The organism is Petrimonas sp. (genome assembly GCF_963921705.1).
In the GTDB taxonomy this organism is placed as follows: domain Bacteria; phylum Bacteroidota; class Bacteroidia; order Bacteroidales; family Dysgonomonadaceae; genus Petrimonas; species Petrimonas sulfuriphila.
Genome location: NZ_OY997410.1, coordinates 1,255,484 through 1,271,823 on the forward strand (window position 1 = coordinate 1,255,484; position 16,340 = coordinate 1,271,823).

General features: G+C 44.2%; 19 protein-coding genes. 13 read left to right on the forward strand and 6 right to left on the reverse strand.

The genetic code is table 11. The features are described from left to right. The first annotated feature begins 20 nt into the window (after positions 1-20). From AACM02_RS05240 to AACM02_RS05260, 5 genes are all read left to right on the forward strand, one after another. Entirely contained in the window at positions 21-884 is an 864-nt protein-coding gene (locus tag AACM02_RS05240) for a DUF4271 domain-containing protein (RefSeq protein WP_339116279.1), read from the forward strand. A gap of 6 nt (positions 885-890) precedes the next feature. Continuing rightward, positions 891-1,655 (forward strand): uroporphyrinogen-III synthase, encoded by a 765-nt coding sequence (locus tag AACM02_RS05245; protein WP_339116280.1) that lies wholly within the window; start codon positions 891-893, stop codon positions 1,653-1,655. Between the two features lie 134 nt (positions 1,656-1,789). After that, on the forward strand, positions 1,790-2,200 hold the full coding sequence (locus tag AACM02_RS05250; protein WP_332456497.1) for a ribonuclease P protein component: 411 nt from the start codon (positions 1,790-1,792) through the stop codon (positions 2,198-2,200). Next, positions 2,194-2,469: a membrane protein insertion efficiency factor YidD gene (gene yidD / locus AACM02_RS05255; protein WP_332456495.1), complete on the forward strand. Its 276-nt coding sequence runs from the start codon at positions 2,194-2,196 to the stop codon at positions 2,467-2,469. Before AACM02_RS05250 ends, yidD begins: the two co-directional genes overlap by 7 nt. 9 nt (positions 2,470-2,478) lie before the next feature. Next, positions 2,479-3,183 (forward strand): TatD family hydrolase, encoded by a 705-nt coding sequence (locus AACM02_RS05260; protein ID WP_339116281.1) that lies wholly within the window; start codon positions 2,479-2,481, stop codon positions 3,181-3,183. Between the two features lie 28 nt (positions 3,184-3,211). On the opposite strand, the gene AACM02_RS05265 is transcribed toward AACM02_RS05260, so the two are convergent. Then, positions 3,212-3,835: a ribonuclease H family protein gene (locus AACM02_RS05265; RefSeq protein ID WP_332456493.1), complete on the reverse strand. Its 624-nt coding sequence runs from the start codon at positions 3,833-3,835 to the stop codon at positions 3,212-3,214. A gap of 7 nt (positions 3,836-3,842) precedes the next feature. Then, complete coding sequence (locus tag AACM02_RS05270; protein ID WP_339116282.1) at positions 3,843-4,292, reverse strand: hypothetical protein; 450 nt, start codon at positions 4,290-4,292, stop codon at positions 3,843-3,845. A 138-nt stretch (positions 4,293-4,430) separates the two neighbouring features. Here AACM02_RS05270 and AACM02_RS05275 point away from each other — a divergent pair, with 138 nt between their 5' ends. The 4 genes from AACM02_RS05275 to AACM02_RS05290 all read left to right on the forward strand — a co-directional run bounded on the left by AACM02_RS05275 (position 4,431) and on the right by AACM02_RS05290 (position 8,239). After that, the gene (locus AACM02_RS05275) at positions 4,431-5,597 is read left to right on the forward strand and encodes a C1 family peptidase (protein ID WP_339116283.1); all 1,167 of its coding nucleotides are present in this window, start codon (positions 4,431-4,433) and stop codon (positions 5,595-5,597) included. A gap of 16 nt (positions 5,598-5,613) precedes the next feature. Then, positions 5,614-6,927 (forward strand): UDP-N-acetylmuramoyl-tripeptide--D-alanyl-D-alanine ligase, encoded by a 1,314-nt coding sequence (murF, locus tag AACM02_RS05280; protein ID WP_339116284.1) that lies wholly within the window; start codon positions 5,614-5,616, stop codon positions 6,925-6,927. Positions 6,928-7,129: 202 nt separating this feature from the next. Then, entirely contained in the window at positions 7,130-7,636 is a 507-nt protein-coding gene (locus AACM02_RS05285; RefSeq protein ID WP_339116285.1) for a hypothetical protein, read from the forward strand. Between the two features lie 45 nt (positions 7,637-7,681). Then, positions 7,682-8,239 carry a hypothetical protein gene (locus AACM02_RS05290; protein WP_214062696.1) on the forward strand — a complete coding sequence of 186 codons (558 nt, stop codon included), beginning with the start codon at positions 7,682-7,684 and terminating at the stop codon, positions 8,237-8,239. Positions 8,240-8,242: 3 nt separating this feature from the next. Here the strand turns inward: AACM02_RS05290 and AACM02_RS05295 are convergent, their stop codons facing one another. From AACM02_RS05295 to AACM02_RS05310, 4 genes are read right to left on the reverse strand one after another with little or no spacing between them, the layout of a single operon-like run. After that, positions 8,243-9,376: a metallophosphoesterase gene (locus tag AACM02_RS05295; RefSeq protein WP_332456488.1), complete on the reverse strand. Its 1,134-nt coding sequence runs from the start codon at positions 9,374-9,376 to the stop codon at positions 8,243-8,245. Between the two features lie 15 nt (positions 9,377-9,391). Beyond that, entirely contained in the window at positions 9,392-10,504 is a 1,113-nt protein-coding gene (locus AACM02_RS05300) for a metallophosphoesterase (RefSeq protein ID WP_339116286.1), read from the reverse strand. Between the two features lie 6 nt (positions 10,505-10,510). Continuing rightward, positions 10,511-11,113 (reverse strand): lysine exporter LysO family protein, encoded by a 603-nt coding sequence (locus tag AACM02_RS05305; protein ID WP_339116287.1) that lies wholly within the window; start codon positions 11,111-11,113, stop codon positions 10,511-10,513. Continuing rightward, on the reverse strand, positions 11,110-11,391 hold the full coding sequence (locus AACM02_RS05310; protein ID WP_214063068.1) for a LysO family transporter: 282 nt from the start codon (positions 11,389-11,391) through the stop codon (positions 11,110-11,112). Before AACM02_RS05310 ends, AACM02_RS05305 begins: the two co-directional genes overlap by 4 nt. Before the next feature lie 228 nt (positions 11,392-11,619). Here AACM02_RS05310 and AACM02_RS05315 point away from each other — a divergent pair, with 228 nt between their 5' ends. The 4 genes from AACM02_RS05315 to AACM02_RS05330 all read left to right on the forward strand — a co-directional run bounded on the left by AACM02_RS05315 (position 11,620) and on the right by AACM02_RS05330 (position 16,303). Continuing rightward, positions 11,620-14,085, forward strand: a complete 2,466-nt coding sequence (locus tag AACM02_RS05315; protein ID WP_339116288.1) for a TonB-dependent receptor domain-containing protein — start codon at positions 11,620-11,622, stop codon at positions 14,083-14,085. 11 nt (positions 14,086-14,096) lie between these two features. After that, positions 14,097-14,774 carry a tRNA (guanosine(37)-N1)-methyltransferase TrmD gene (gene trmD, locus AACM02_RS05320; RefSeq protein WP_214063483.1) on the forward strand — a complete coding sequence of 226 codons (678 nt, stop codon included), beginning with the start codon at positions 14,097-14,099 and terminating at the stop codon, positions 14,772-14,774. A gap of 102 nt (positions 14,775-14,876) precedes the next feature. After that, positions 14,877-15,242: a carboxypeptidase-like regulatory domain-containing protein gene (locus tag AACM02_RS05325; protein ID WP_339116289.1), complete on the forward strand. Its 366-nt coding sequence runs from the start codon at positions 14,877-14,879 to the stop codon at positions 15,240-15,242. Further along, positions 15,239-16,303 carry a TIGR04133 family radical SAM/SPASM protein gene (locus AACM02_RS05330; RefSeq protein WP_339116290.1) on the forward strand — a complete coding sequence of 355 codons (1,065 nt, stop codon included), beginning with the start codon at positions 15,239-15,241 and terminating at the stop codon, positions 16,301-16,303. The genes AACM02_RS05325 and AACM02_RS05330 overlap by 4 nt, the downstream gene beginning before the upstream one ends. The last annotated feature ends 37 nt before the right edge of the window (positions 16,304-16,340 follow it).

Below are 16,340 nucleotides of genomic sequence, written 5' to 3' on the forward strand. Positions count from 1 at the left end.
TTGTTGAAAATTTGTAAGGTGTGCCCGAAAGAATTCCCCAAATACCGGTAGATGACGTTATTGGACAATCATCCGATTCAATTCGGGTCGGATTTTTGTCGTTTGAGTATATTCCTACAGATAACACCGGGCTTTTTTTTAATGTCGACAGTTCTACTTTCTCGGTTTCATCGGGGCAAATGCCGGAGGGATTTTCCGGAGCGCTTCTTCCCTTTTCTCAAACCGTTCATAGCGTTTTTTTTCTCTTCTTTACATTCTGTTTTGTTATTGTTGCTTTCTGGTTTAACAGAGAAGGCCTTACGTTGGTGGCTAACTTCAGAAATATCTTTTCGGGAGGAATGCGAAGACGGACAATCTTTAAGGAAGAGATTACTACAACCGGAATCTGGAGCGAGTTTTTTTTGATTTTTCAAACCATCCTGATTTTAACTGTCGTTTTTTTTACTTTTTTTTGGGATAAAGGTATTTCCGGCTTATCCGTTAAAAACATGGTGTTGGTCTTTCTGGCTGTTTTTCTCGGTATTCTGCTTTTTCTCAGTATAAAATATTTAGTATACAAGTTGATAGGTTATATTTTTATTGAATGGGGTATAAGTGAGTGGACAGAAAAGTATTTCAGGGTAGTTGAACTAATGGGAGTGCTTATTTTTATTCCGGCAATGTTCTTTGTGTTTGTGCCGGGGTATGCAAAAATAGCTCTTTTTTTACTAATTATAATTTTTTTTATTATAATGATGGTGGTTTTCTGGAACCTGTTAAATGTTTTTGCTAAAAACAAAGTGGGTTTGCTTAATTATTTTTTGTACCTTTGCGCCATTGAAATCGTCCCTTTTTTTCTGCTTTACAAGGGGGTGGTTTCTTTAGTAAATATCGCAGGTAATTAATTCGTTATGGCTGTACGCAAAGTAAAAAGAGTCCTTATATCACAACCTCAACCCAGTAACGGAAAGTCTCCTTATTTCGAATTGGGAGAAAAATTTCATGTGGAATTCCAATTCAGGCCTTTTATAAAAGTGGAGAGAGTATCCCTGAAGGAATTTCGTCATCAACGTATAAACATACTCGATTTCACGGGTATTGTCATGACCTCGCGTACGGCAATAGATAATTTCTTCTCCCTTTGCGAGGAGCAAAAAATAACCATGCCTGAATCGATGAAGTATTTTTGTATATCCGAAACCGTGGCGCTTTACCTGCAAAAATACATTGTTTATCGAAAAAGAAAAATATTTTTCAGTCAGACGGGAAAAATAGAAGGGTTGAACACCGCTTTTACCAAACACTCAAAGGAAAATCTGCTTGTCCCGGTTCCAGAAGAGCATAATGAAGAGGTGCTGAATTACCTGACTTCAAAAAAGCTGAAGTTTACTCCAAGTATTATGTATCGTACGGTGAGTAATGATTATGAGGAAGGTGAAGTGCTCGACACCGATATGATTGTCTTCTTTAGCCCCATCGGTGTACAATCTTTATTGAAAAATTTTCCCGATTTTAAACAGGGTGATATGAGCATTGGTTGTTTTGGTGCGACCACTGCAAAAGCTATCTTAGACGAAGGGTTACGGCTCGATTGTGAAGCTCCTACGCCGGAATATCCGTCGATGAGTATGGCGCTTGACGCTTTTCTGAAAGAAAATCACAAAAAACACGCCTGATTTTTAGATTGGCCTGTCGGACAATTAAACTACAGGCTAAATTTCTATTTTTTTATTTCCTTAGCAATACAATCAATTGCAAAAAACAACTATCTTTGTAACAATAATTGCTTTCGGAGGAAATGCTGTTATCTATGGTTGAAGGACAACGTTTTACTTTCAAAAAAGAGGAACGTGTAACCGGCAATAAAAGGATTTCAATTCTTTTTGCTCGTGGCAGGTCCTTTCTTGTATATCCATTTAAGGTGGTCTTTTATGAATACGAGTGTATTGCCCCAGAAACTGTTTCCGTCCTGATAAGTATACCCAAAAAGAGATTGAAACGGGCAACAGCTCGCAATCGGATGAAAAGATTGGTGAGAGAAGCTTACCGGGTAAACAAAGGCTTGCTTCTATCCCATTTGTTGACGGAAAATCATCGGGTTGACATAGCATTTGTTTACGTGAAAGACGAGATTTCCGGTTATGACAAGGTGGAAAAAAGCGTGTGCAGGTCCCTGCGGGAGATATCGAATAAACTAAAAGAGGAAAAGGAAGAATGCTGAAGTTCTTAAAAAATATGCTTACACACCTGCTTCTCGCACCAGTTTATTTTTACCGGTATGCCATTTCGCCACTCTTGCCGCCCAGTTGCCGGTATACGCCCACTTGCTCGCAATACACCATAGACGCGCTTAAAAAACACGGGCCTTTTAAAGGAACGTATTTGTCTGCAAAACGCATTTTAAGCTGTAATCCATGGGGCGGATCGGGATATGACCCGGTGCCGGAACCCAGGGCTAAAAAGCAGCAAGACAAACCGAAAGCAGAGTAAACAATTTATATGGAACTATACGACGTCCACACCCACCAGATTCTTTTGGAGGACACCGATGATCCCTATCACTCGTGTATCCTCGATGTGTACCCCCTTGAGTTTGAAGTAGCCAAAGAAACGAACGACCGCCATGCTTTTTCCTGTGGAATCCATCCCTGGTATTCCGAAGACAGCGAAAATCAGATGATTTACTTGAAAGAAATTGTGGGAGACCCACGCATAGTTGCCATCGGCGAAACCGGTTTGGATAAACTGAAAGGCCCTTCCTTCGATGTTCAGATCCCTGTGTTCAAGGAACACATCGTCTTATCGGAAAAATTGGAAAAGCCGCTGATTATCCATTGTGTGAAAGCGTGGGAAGAGTTGTTACGTGTGCGCGACGAAGCCAACCCCGCCCAACCGTGGATTTTGCACGGATACCGGGGTAAACCGGAACTGACCAAGCGACTGGTTCGGGAAGGTTTCTACTTTTCAGTAGGTGACGATATAAATGTGGAATCTATGGAGCTTATTCCCATCGAAAGCCTTTTTTGCGAAACCGATGAGGATTTTATGGATATCCGTGACGTGTATGCTCAGGCTGCCCAGGCAGTGAATATGGAGCTCGAAGAGTTTGCCGAAAAAATTGCACAAAATATACACCGTATTTTCCCAACGCTAAAAGCGCCCAAGCCTTTTGATCCGGAAGAAGAGGAAGAAGAGGAGGATTGACGGGTGATGAGGCGGCTGGCTGGCTGGATTATTTTCTTCCAAAATCTGCCGGAATTTCCCCCCAGTTGTTGGTTTCCCATTTGATAACCGGGTTTTCATACGTGTTTTCCGATAACCACTTCTCGGCCCGGGTGATAAGCTCGAAAATGGGTTGGTTATGCTTGGTTTTTTCTAACTTGGTATTGCACTTTTTTCTGACCACCCACTTCATGGCATTCACGCTATCGGAATAAACCGGCAGTTTGCTGTTTTTATGTTTCAACAATGCCAGTGCGTGAACGATAGCTAAAAACTCGCCGATATTGTTGGTGCCGTCTTTCAGGGGTCCAACGTGAAAAATCTCAACTCCGTCTGCGACAAAAACACCCCGGTATTCCATTAATCCGGGATTTCCACTGCAGGCAGCATCCACCGCGATACTTTCCGTAAGATACTTTTCTTGAGACGTGGCTATTTTCCGGTTTTTGGGGCCTGTTTTTCCGATGTGCTTCCAGGGATTGTCGTTGAAAGCCGCATCTGCTTCTTCCTTCGTTTCAAATGATTTGTACCGGGCCTGTTCAAAACCCGTCACCTGTGCCTTGCACTCGTCCCACGACGAGTAAATTCCCGGCTGAACACCCTGCCAAACTACATAGAATTTCTTTTTAGCCATTACCTCGTTACATCGTGTCTAAAACATACGGTGCAATCTCATGCTGGAGATCGGGGTGGGGATCTTCGATGGAAATGATGCTGTCAACTATGAACTTCGTGTAGCCGCGCCAGGGGATGGGTGCAAAAAATTCCTTGTAATGCAGTTGTACGTTCTTCCCGCTTGAGAGCATCAACTTTTCGGCGATCTCCTTGTTTTCTACCGAAAAATCGAATTGGTTGGATTGTAGTCCTCCCGGTTTGTCTGCCCTGAATCCGGTCTGGATAAGTTTCCCTTCGTATGTCTTGAAAATCACCCCTTTATATACCAGGTAATTCAATTCACCTGATTTAACGCCCGTGCCAAAAACATAATAATAACGCACATATACAAATATGGTGAACGCAATCAGGATGATTCCGAGAAACCGTCCGAACCATTTCCTGCTTCTTCTCTTTTTGGGTTGTAGGTCGTTCATATAAATTCAGTTTTCGATTCTTCGCCAAAGGTACGTTTTTTTTGCTTTTTTAGCTATTTATTGCCCCAAAAATAAAGCCCCATCTCTCTTTTTAAGTTAACTTTGTACATCAACTATTACAACCCAAAAAATTGTCGTATGCATAAGTTAACTTTAATTGTTGTTGCTCTTTTTATTTCGGTTTCTCTTTTCTCCCAAAAATCAGTTTACACATTTACTGTAGTTAAAGAAAACCCTATAACATCGGTAAAAAATCAGGCAAGCACAAGCACCTGCTGGAGCTTTTCGGGAGTGAGCTTCCTGGAATCTGAACTATTGCGGAAAGGAAAAGGTACATTCGACCTCTCGGAGATGTATATCGTAAGAAGAAACTACGAAGACAAAGCCGAGAAGTATGTACGGACACACGGACACCTGAATTTTGCACCCGGTGGATCGTTTGCTGATGTGATAGAAACGCTCGATGAATACGGAATTGTTCCCGATGATGCTTATACCGGTTTGATCGACAGAGCGGAACGCCACGACCACGGTGAAATGGACAAGGTATTGAGTAGCTATATGAAAGGAATCATCGGAAACAATACTGTTTCAACAGTATGGAACAAAGGATTTTGCGGTATCCTGGATGCTTATCTGAAAGAAAAACCCGCTTCGTTCACTTATAACGGGAAGACCTACACACCGCAATCGTTCAAAGACTTTCTAGGGCTGGATCGGAACGATTACATTTCAATAACTTCATTCACGCATCATCCGTTTTATGCATCTTTTCCCCTTGAAGTGCCCGACAACTGGCGTTGGGCAAATTCATACAATCTGCCGGTGGATGAAATGATGGCGGCCATCGATAATGCCATTATGAAGGGTTATACGGTTGCCTGGGCATCGGATGTGAGCGAAGGCGGGTTTTCGCGTCAGGGTATAGCCATTGTGCCTGATGAAAATGCAGCAGAAAATGCCGGGACCGATCAGGCAAAATGGCTGGGTTTGCCGGAACGTGAGAGACGCTCAACCATTGCCGGAAAGGTGGGCTCTGAAGTGCTGAAAGAAAAAAATATCACGCAGGAAATGCGACAGTTGGCGTACGATAACTATCAGACTACAGACGATCACGGCATGCATATTTACGGCATTGCTAACGATCAGAACGGCAACAAATATTACCTGGTGAAAAATTCGTGGGGAAAAACAGGGCCCTACGATGGAGTGTGGTATGCGTCGGAAGCTTTTGTTCGTTACAAAACGTTGAGCATCGTTATTCACAAAGATGCACTCCCAAAAGAGACGGCGAAAAAAATATAAGTTCAGAAGGAACATTATGGAAATTTCCGCATTATACGAAATCTATAAAAAACATCCGGTAGTTACTACCGATTCCCGGGTTTGTCCGCACGATTCTATTTTCTTTGCACTCAAAGGTGAGCGCTTTAACGGCAACCAATTTGCCGAAAGTGCCATTGAAAAAGGCTGTGCTTACGCCGTTGTAGATGAGTGGGAAAATGACAAACCAGAAAACCCTCGCGTAATTGTGGTGGAAAATGTACTGGAAACTTTGCAAAAGTTGGCCAATTTTCACCGGAAGAAGCTAAAGATAACCATTGTGGGTATTACGGGCACAAACGGAAAGACGACCACGAAGGAGTTGATTGCCACCATCCTTTCCAAGGAGTTTAAGGTTGCTTTTACCCAGGGAAACTTCAATAACCACATCGGTGTGCCTCTCACATTATTGTCGATAAATAAGTCGCACGAAATTGGTGTCATAGAAATGGGTGCCAATCATCCAGGCGAAATCCGTGAATTATGTGAGATCGCCGAACCCAATATCGGATTGATCACCAACATCGGAAAAGCCCACATTGAAGGATTCGGGTCGTTGGAAAATGTAATCAGGACCAAATGCGAACTTTACGATTTTATCCGTGAACACGAAGGCAAGGTGTTTGTGAACAAAGATAATTCAACGTTGAGCGAAAAATCGGAAGGAATGGACAGGATTTTGTACGGACGTGATAACCCTGGCTTGTTTGTGTCGGGTACATTGTCGGCTGAAACACCATTCTTGCATTTCGATTGGAATTTTTTTGAACACCCTCACCGTGTGAAAACTCATCTCGTGGGAGAGTATAACCTCGATAATGCCCTGGCTGCTGCAGCCATAGGTAAATATTTTGGCATCAATGCCGAGCTTATCAGTAGCGCCCTCGAAGCTTACGAGCCTAAAAACAACCGTTCGCAATTTGAACGTACTCAGCACAACGACCTTATTATTGATGCTTACAATGCTAACCCCACAAGCATGAAAGCCATGCTTGAATTTTTCTCAAAAATCAAATCCGATTTACCTAAGGCGGTCATTTTGGGTGAGATGAAAGAATTGGGACCTATAGCCGAAGTTGAACACAGGAAAATGTTGGACTATCTGCACGGGCAGTCATTCGATAAAATTTACCTGGTTGGTTCAGTATTTACCGACGGAGTAACTGGGAGCGTCACAATGAAAAATACGTTCGTTTTTGAGCGAGTGGAACAATTGATTGAGGAGTTGGAACGACATCCTTTAGCCGGGTATTATGTCCTGCTAAAAGGGTCACACTCGGTCCAACTGGAGAAAGTTATACCATTTTTGTAAATTTGTAAAGAAGAAACACGACATGATACACTACCTACAATGCAACAACTGCGGCAATCGTAACGAGATGAAATCGGAATATGTGGTATTCTGTACATCGTGCGGACAGAAGCTCGACAATAATTTCACCCAATGGTAGCGAAGAAATCCCGGCGGAACATTTGAAGATTTTAAACGAAACGCCTGTTTCACAGAAGATCAATTGCCACCCGCAATACCGATAAAGAAAGGCAAGATACTCAAATCGAGATCTCTGAAGGAGAAAATTCTTATCGTAGTAATAACCACAATTTTTGCGGCTGTCGGTTCATGGCTTGGTAGTGCGGCTGTCACTGCACTTAAGAACAACAAAAAAACCGATGAAAAGGTACTCTCGGAACAATGGGTAAAGAAAACCTACGGAACTTATCAGTTAACTCTTGAAACACCCTGGGAGCTGAAATCTTCGACACCACCCCCGTTGCCCGAGAATATAAAAAGAATGCTGGAGAAGATGGAAACATTTGAAACGTCCATCCGTAACTTTCCTGGATTTATCCAGCGGGGAACGTATACCCAGAACGGATATCACCTTGCTTTTATTAATATAGGAATAGTGAAAGATTTAAATTACTGGCAAGTGATGGTTTTAAGCAGAAGAGACGATAAAGTTGCAGAACAGGCAGCAGAAAGAATTATCCAATCCATACAAATCAATTATCCGTCTTAGCGGATTAAAACAATAAAGAGCATATTTTTAAAAAAAATCGATATTATGAAATCATTAATTGTTGCAGCATTAATCCTTTTCGGATGCTTTTCTTTTAATGCGCATGCGCAAACCTACAAAATCAACAAACAAAAATACGATTATAAAATGTACATGCCACAACCCGGAGATCCGAATAATCCCGCGGTTATGGGGCTTGCCTCTTTCTTTATTCCGGGATTAGGACAGATGCTCAGTGGGGAAACAGGTCGTGGCCTTGCTTTTTTAGGAGGTTCAATAGCTCTGTCAGGCATTACTGTTGCCGGAGCATTAATGTCGTACGATGAAGTTACAACCTACAACCAGTTTGGATCTTTCACGGAGTATGAAACAAACCCTGCCGGTGTGGCGATAATGCTTACCGGGTTGGCTGCTACCATCGCGCTCGATGTATGGGCTATTGTCGATGCGGTAAGGGTGGCAAAAGTAAACAATATGTATATTCAGGATCTTCGCGGGAACTTGAGTTCTGTAAAAGTCGAATTGAATCCTTTTATTGATACGCACAACTATCTGGGACAGGCCAACACTTCTGCCGGCTTGTCGCTGAAAGTTACGTTTTGAAACTTACTTCTCAAATTTCACATTCAATACCACTACTTCCGAAACCGTGCCTATGCGGTATTGCGGGCCAGCTAATCCCAGTCCCGAGGTTACATAGATATGTGTGTTCCCTTTCCGGGCATACCCGTATGCCACTTCAAAAACTAAGCGTGTGGCAATATTTCCGGGAAAAGCCTGTCCGTGGTGGGTGTGTCCGTATAGCGCAATGTCGGCTCCGGCATTGACCTCTTCGTCAAGGTCGTTGGGGCTGTGGTTCAGGACGATGACCGGTTTTGATACATTCACGTTTTGCCGGTTCAAAATTTCGGATAAAGGCAACCGGTCGGAGAACACAAAATCTTCACGTCCAACCACATAAAAAGCGCTGTCAATCAGGACAGCCGAATCGCGCAGCATTTTTATGCCCGCATCGTTCAACCATTGTATTTTTCGTTCGGCTTCGTAACGGTATTCGTGGTTGCCCGTGCAGGAATATACGCCCAGAGGCGCCTGCAGCCGCCGGAGTTCCTCGTCCATCCTTTGTCCCTGAACGGGTTCGATGCTAGAGTCGAGGATATCCCCCACAAAAAGGATCAAATCGGGTTCCTGCTCCATGATTAAATCCACCATTCTTTGTGCGTCATCCCGGTTGATCAGGTATCCCAAATGTAAGTCGCCAACCATCGCAATCCTCACGGAGTCCATTTTCCCAGCTGATTTACCAACCTGTATATCCACCTGTCGTACCTCTGGATGGTTAAATTTGTAATTGCCATAAGACAACGTGAGTATTACCACTGCAAAGGAGGAGAGAAAGAGGGTGAGTTTCATCTTTGCTGGCTGGTTCAATAATTCTTTGGGACGGGTGAGTTTTTTCCGGGACGCCAGGTACAGAAAGTCACCTATCAATACCAGGCCCCCCAGGTATAGCAGGAAAAGCATCCAGCTGGTCCCCATCATGCGGATGGGATGGATAATTTCAGGAGGGAGATGGCGGTAGAATGCAAATCCCGTAAGATACACCAAAAGTTCGAAGGCGAAAATAACCATCCAAAAAGTTCGGAGGAGTTTTTTCGTTTTAAAAACATCCCAACCCTTCAGGAAAACAAGGATGTTGAGCGTGAAATGTATAATGAGTGCGACGATAAGTGAACGCATAAAAAAGTAAACAATTTAATTCTCCAAATCCAGTACCAGGTACTCCGAGCGGGTGCCAATGCGGAACTTTCCGCCCCAAATGCCCAAGCCTGAAGAAACGTAGAAATGGGTATTCTTCTTTTGAATATACCCTTGAGAGAGTTCGAAAATTTTATCTGTTATCAACGAAGCTGGAAAGACCTGTCCCCGATGTGTATGTCCGGAGAACTGAAAATCGATTCCTTCCCGCACTGCCTCATCCAGATAGTAAGGCTGATGATTGAGCAGGATAGAAAAAGTCCGGTTGTCACTGTTTTTTATCAGTTCCGGCAATGTCTTTCGGTTCTTCCGGGAATGATCTTCTCGTCCGATGATTGTTAACCCATTCGTTTGAAGCACGGAGTCACGCAATAGCGTGATTCCCGACCGGGTGTAAAAATCTGCACTGTTTTTAATACCCGAGATGTATTCGTGATTACCGGTACAGGCATAGACTCCCAAGGGTGCTTTAATTTTCAGCAATTCCCTGTCGAGCGAATGCATCCATACGGGTCGCAACTGGTTGTCAACCAAGTCTCCGCCAATAATAACCATGTCTGGATTTTCAGCATTGATCATCTCCACCCATCTGCTCAGCTCTTTCTTTGAAATGGTGTATCCCAGGTGTAAATCGCTGATACCGACAATTCTCATCGGTTTATCGATTTTTTCGGTTTTGATGGTTATGTGAGAACGTTTTTTGTTGTGATATTGCCAGTTACCGTACAAAAGTATCAACGCCGTAAGCCCCAAACCTGTAACGGCAGTTAGCGCGTTGTGATGAAAAATGCCACGAACAGTTTCTTTGTCGGCAATAGGTGCAACCCAGTTGATGATCCTGAATAAATCGACAAAGAGAATGAGCATGAAAACATACAGGAAGGCGATCATCCATGATGTCCCGAACCGATAGAAGAAGCCGGCAGTTCCCACAGGCATAGCCTCGCCAAACCGGAAAAAAATAAGCAGGCTGGCAAATCCAAGCAGAAAAATACCCATTACGACAATTCTGACCCACGCATTTGCCGGAATAAGCTGGTATATCCTGATAGCTGCATATACGTTGGCCGTTACATAGAAAAAGAGTATGGTTAGAAAAAATGATTTCATTATCTTTTACAAGGTAAGGAAAAAACTGACCCACAAAGGTACGGAAAAATCGATGACCATTCCGTGGAAAAGTGCCACAACCACATAGTCGGATCCCGAATATTTGGTGATCATGGGTAAGGTTGTGTCCATGGTGGTCGCGCCACCGGCGCAAATAGGGGATAGTTTTCCGAAATATTTTACCAGCCACGGCGTAAAAACCAGGACAATAAACTCACGCATGATGTTAGCCAACAAGGCTACCGTACCCAGTTCAGCTCCACGAAACTCGGAGATGAGGATGCTCGATAGCGAATAGTATGCAAATCCAGCCCCTACACTCAGGCAATCGATCAAGCTCCTTTCCGGGAGCAAAAGGCTCGTTAGTGCAGCTCCTGCAAACGTTCCAACGGTGGTGGCAACGGGTACTAGGGCGATCTTGAACCCGAATCGCTTCACGGCCGTAAACATGTTTTTGCCGGAACCTATCTGTACCCCAACAAAAAATAACAGTCCGTAAAGAATCCATTTCGAGATATCGTCTTTCAGCAACACGTCGGGGATGTGTCCCCAAAGAGCAAGAATGACACCCAGGGCAAAAAGCAGAAGATAGATAAGGGATTGCTTCATGAATTTTTACCCTTTCTTCTGAAAAACGTCGAGTACACCAGCCAGGCACAGAGAACAGTTCCCACAGTCGCCCCGAAACTAATGATCAATGCGTCAAGGCCGATGGTACTGAAATTTGTCACTACTTGTTCATTTGCACCTACCGAAACGCCCAGGAAAAACAACAGCAACATAATGATCAGGCTTATAACGGATCCCACATGCTTCACTTGCGGGAGTTTTCTGGCAAAATATCCCACGACAATGCCCGATAGTATGATGAGGATAATGTTGAGCATACGACTTTTGTTTTTAATTGCAAAAGTAAGAATTTTTTTAACGCTATTAGTGTAAGAAAACCGGACAATATTGCGTCTAAACAGGGTAAGAGCAAGTCCAATGTTTAAAAATGCAAAAAGAAGCATCAAAGAATACTACCTTTACTAAATTATCGTAACGGGGGTGCTTTTATAGGTTGCCTCTTGAATTTATTAACTACTTTTGCTAAAATTTTAATAAGTACCTTTATGAAACAAACTCTATTATCACTGATTCTCCTGCTAGCTTCCGTTGTGGTCTATGCGGAGGGCACTAATGTGAAAGGACAACTGGTAAGTGCGAATGATAAACAACCACTCCCTTACGCCACCGTTTCGGTTGCCAGTAAAGCGGTACCACAAAAATCCATCAAAAAATTTGCTACCGACGACAGCGGAAATTTCACCACTACGCTGCAGGCCGGAGACTATATATTCACGTTTCAGTTTGTAGGGATGAATAATTTCAACCGCAGCGTGGAGGTGAAAAACGGAGAATTGCAGGTCAATCTCGGGCAAATTGAAATGTCGGAAAGCTCTACCGAGTTGTCTGAAATCAGTGTAACCGCACAGCGTCCGTTGGTAAAGGTGGAAATCGATAAACTTACTTACAGCGCCAAAGACGATCCCGAATCATCTACCTCTAACGTGTTGGATTTGCTTCGTAAGGTACCCCTGGTAACGGTCGACGGTGAAGATAATATCCAGCTGAAAGGTTCATCAAGCTTTAAGATATACCTGAACGGGAAACCGTCAAACATGATTTCGAACAACCCGTCGCAAGTGTTGAAAAGCATGCCGGCAAACAGTATAAAGGACGTGGAAGTGATTACCGATCCCGGAGCACGATACGATGCCGAAGGCGTGGGTGGAATCATAAACATCATTACCGATAAACGGGTAGACGAAGGCTATTCGGGTTCTGTTGGAGCCAACGGCGATACGTTTGGGGGCTATGGTGGCAATGCCTATCTGTCGTTAAAATACGGCAAGTTCGGACTTACCGGAAACGGAAGTTATTTTTACCACAACAGGCCGGAGGCAAAAACATCACTTACCCGGGAAGAAATGGCTCCAAGTCCGGTAAATGAGTTGACACAGGACGGAACTTCCAAAAACTACGGAGGTGGACTGTTTTACAATACGCAGCTTAGCTACGAGCCTGATACACTGAATCTGTTTAACGTTTCTGTCGGACAATTTGGGGGGAAATTTCATTCCAATTCATCACAAGATGTCCTTTCTCAAGGCGCGAGGGATTATTCGTACCTGTTGAATAATAATTCGATAAACCATTTCGGGTCATTTACACTGACAACCGATTATCAGCGGACTTTTAAAAAGAAAGGCGAGTTACTTACTGTTTCCTACCGTTTTGAGAGGAACCCCAACGACAGTGAGTACGAAAGTGAATACAGTCAGGTTGTCAATTATTTTTACCCTAAGGGCTATCGCATGAAGAGCATCAACAATGCCGGAGGTAAAGAGCACACTGGACAAGTCGATTACGTGAATCCTCTTACCGACAAACACAGCATAGAAGTGGGATTGAAGTATATATTTCGCGATAACTCCAGCCGGGGTGACAATACTTTCCTGAATCCGGATGACGGAGGGCAATGGGAAGAGGATAAAAGCCGTAAGAATGACCTCGACCACGAACAACGGATTGCATCGGGATATGCCGGATACGGATTAAAAGCTGGAAAATTCGGTTTGAAGCTGGGGCTTCGGGGAGAAAACACTGCCCAGAAGATACATTTTATGAGTGTGCAAACCGATACGGTTGTGCATTCCGATTTCTTCGATATGGTTCCTTCTGCCGCTTTCTCCTATCAGTTGGGAATGACGAAAACCCTGCGGTGGGGTTACAATATGCGGATATCACGCCCGGGTATCTGGTACCTGAATCCCTATATAAACGATTCTGATCCCAACAACATCCGTTACGGAAATCCTAACTTGGACGCGGAACAGACCCATAATCTTAATATCAATTACGGTTCGTTTTCACAAAAAGTGAACTTCAACGCCACGCTTAGCTATTCGTTTACCCAAAACGCCATCACATCAAGAATATTTATAGATGAATATCAAGGCCGAGAAGGGGTAACTCACAATACCTACGATAATATCGGGAGAAATCAATCAATAGGGCTTGATGGATATCTTAGTTGGACGCCCACACCGGTTATCCGGATGAACGTGAACGGCTCCCTCAGTTATACCGATATTCAAAGCACGGAGAATGCCGGGGTAAGGAACAGCGGATTTTCGGGTCGCGGTTTCGGAGGGATAACATTCACATTGCCCAAAGACGTGAGGCTGAGTGCAAACGGAGGAATATTTACGAGCAACATACAACTGCAAACCACCCAATCGGCCTTTTATTTTTATTCGTTCAGCGCCATGAAAAGTTTCTTTAACAAAAAGCTGGATGTTTCCCTTAATACAACCACTCCCTTTCACAAGTACCGCGATTTCAAGCTGACAACAACGGGTGAAGGATTCGTTCAGAAAATGAATTTTCAAAACCCGATGCGCACTTTCCGCCTGAGCCTGACGTACCGTTTCGGAGACTTGAAATCTTCGGTAAGGAAAGTTCAGCGCACCATTACCAACGAGGACGTTTTGCAGGGCGGTAGTTCACAGGAAGGAACCGGTACAGGCTCTTAACCCATAACCCTATGCGAATCGATATAATTACTGTTTTGCCGGAAATGATAGAAGGAGCGCTTAATTGTTCCATTCTAAAGCGGGCGCAAGATAAAGGACTGGTGCAGTTCGGCCTGCACAACCTGCGTGATTACACGCTCGACAAGCACCGTCGTGTGGACGATTACCCTTTTGGAGGCGAAGCGGGGATGGTGTTGCAAATCGAACCGATAGACCGCTGTATCAGTCACCTGAAATCGCAGCGCGATTACGATGAGGTGATTTTCACTACGCCCGATGGCGAACAGTTTTCGCAAAAAACCGCCAACGAATTGTCGCTTCTGGAGAACCTTATCATACTTTGCGGGCACTACAAGGGTGTGGATTACCGGGTACGGGAACACCTGGTAACCCGTGAAATATCCATCGGCGATTTTGTGCTTACCGGAGGGGAACTCGCCGCAGCCATGATTGCCGATGCCGTTGTCCGGGTAATCCCCGGGGCTATTGGTGATGAGCAGTCGGCACTCTCCGATTCGTTTCAGGACAATTTGCTGGCACCCCCCGTTTATACCCGTCCCGCGGAATACAAGGGCTGGCGTGTACCCGATGTGCTTCTTTCGGGGCACGAACGTAAAATTGCAGAATGGCGGCTGGAACAGGCGCATGAACGTACAAAACGGTTGCGTCCCGATTTGCTTGGACGTTGAGCAATTAATAAAATTTAACCTTGTCTGGCGCAGCGTTTTTCTTAAAACTGCATCTGAATAAAAGAGGTCAGTCTCAAATTTGATAACCTAAAAAATAGCATTATGAGGCAAAATTGGATAAGAAACATTGTGGGCGGATTGAGTTTTACAACAGCGCTTTTTATATTTCAGGCTTGTTACGGTACGCCGCAGGATTTTGGCTTGGATGTGTTTGTAGAAGGTAAAGTAGTTTCCAAAACAACCGGCGAACCCATTAAAGGCATCAAAGTTTCGGCGGCCTCATTGCAACATACGGTGACCGACGACAAGGGGATGTTTTCTTTTTACACCGTCAAATCGGATCAGCTTCAAATCAGTTTCGAAGATGTGGATGGAGTCGACAACGGAACATTTATCAGGAAAGACAGCCTCGTCTCTATCGTGAAAGATAAAATCTACCTCGATATTAAACTGGAAAACGGGAAATGATTCCGTCTGTTAAACGCGCCTTGTTCCGGAAGTTCAAAGCGGTTGAAACGCGGCGCCACGAGCTTAGCTACCTTTTCTGGGAGTGTACGACCCGGTGCAACCTGGATTGTTTGCATTGCGGAAGCGATTGTTCAAAGCAAAGTAACTATCGGGATATGCCGATGGAAGATTTTCTGAAAGCTCTTGACACCATTAAAAACCCTGCAAAAAACCTGATGGTTGTCGTTACCGGCGGTGAACCGTTACTGAGAAAAGATCTGCCTGCGTGCGGACGTGAAATCCGCCGGCGCGGAATGCGCTGGTCCATGGTTTCTAACGGGTATTTTTACGATGAAGCGGTACATAATTCGTTACTCAACGCCGGTTTGGGAGCGCTTACCATCAGCTTGGACGGGTTGCCGGAGTCACACAACTGGTTGCGAAACAATCCGCGAAGTTTCGACAGGGCGGTCGCGGCAATCGACCTGGCAGTCCGTTCGCTCCGGTTAAACTTCGATGTGGTCACGTGTGTCAACAAAAAAAATATTTCGGAACTTTCCCTAATCAAGGAGTTTCTTAAAAGCCACAAGGTGAAGGCATGGCGGCTATTTACCATTATTCCGATAGGACGGGCGGTCCAAAACGAGGAGTTGTCGCTCTCGGATGAGGAATTTGTTTATTTGATGGATTTTATTCGGGAGTTGAGGGAGAATGAGGACGATATCGATGTGAAGTTCAGTTGCGAAGGATTTGTGGGGAAATACGAATGGAAAGTCCGGGAGAGTTTCTATTTCTGCAGGGCGGGTATCAATATCGGCTCTATCCTCATTGACGGCTCCATATCGGCTTGTCCCAATATCGATCGCTCTTTTTCACAGGGAAACATTTACACCGATAATTTCAACGACGTATGGGAACAACGTTTCAACTCTTTTCGCGACAGGAACTGGATGCGCGTGGGTCAATGCAAAGATTGCAGGCGTTTCAAGGATTGCCAGGGAAACGGTTTTCATAACTGGCACGGCAGTAAACAAAATGTATTGGTTTGCCATCGGTCGAAAATAGAAAACGCGCATTATTAATTCTTTGAACTGAAAGTCGTCATTTTGTTGGTTATTA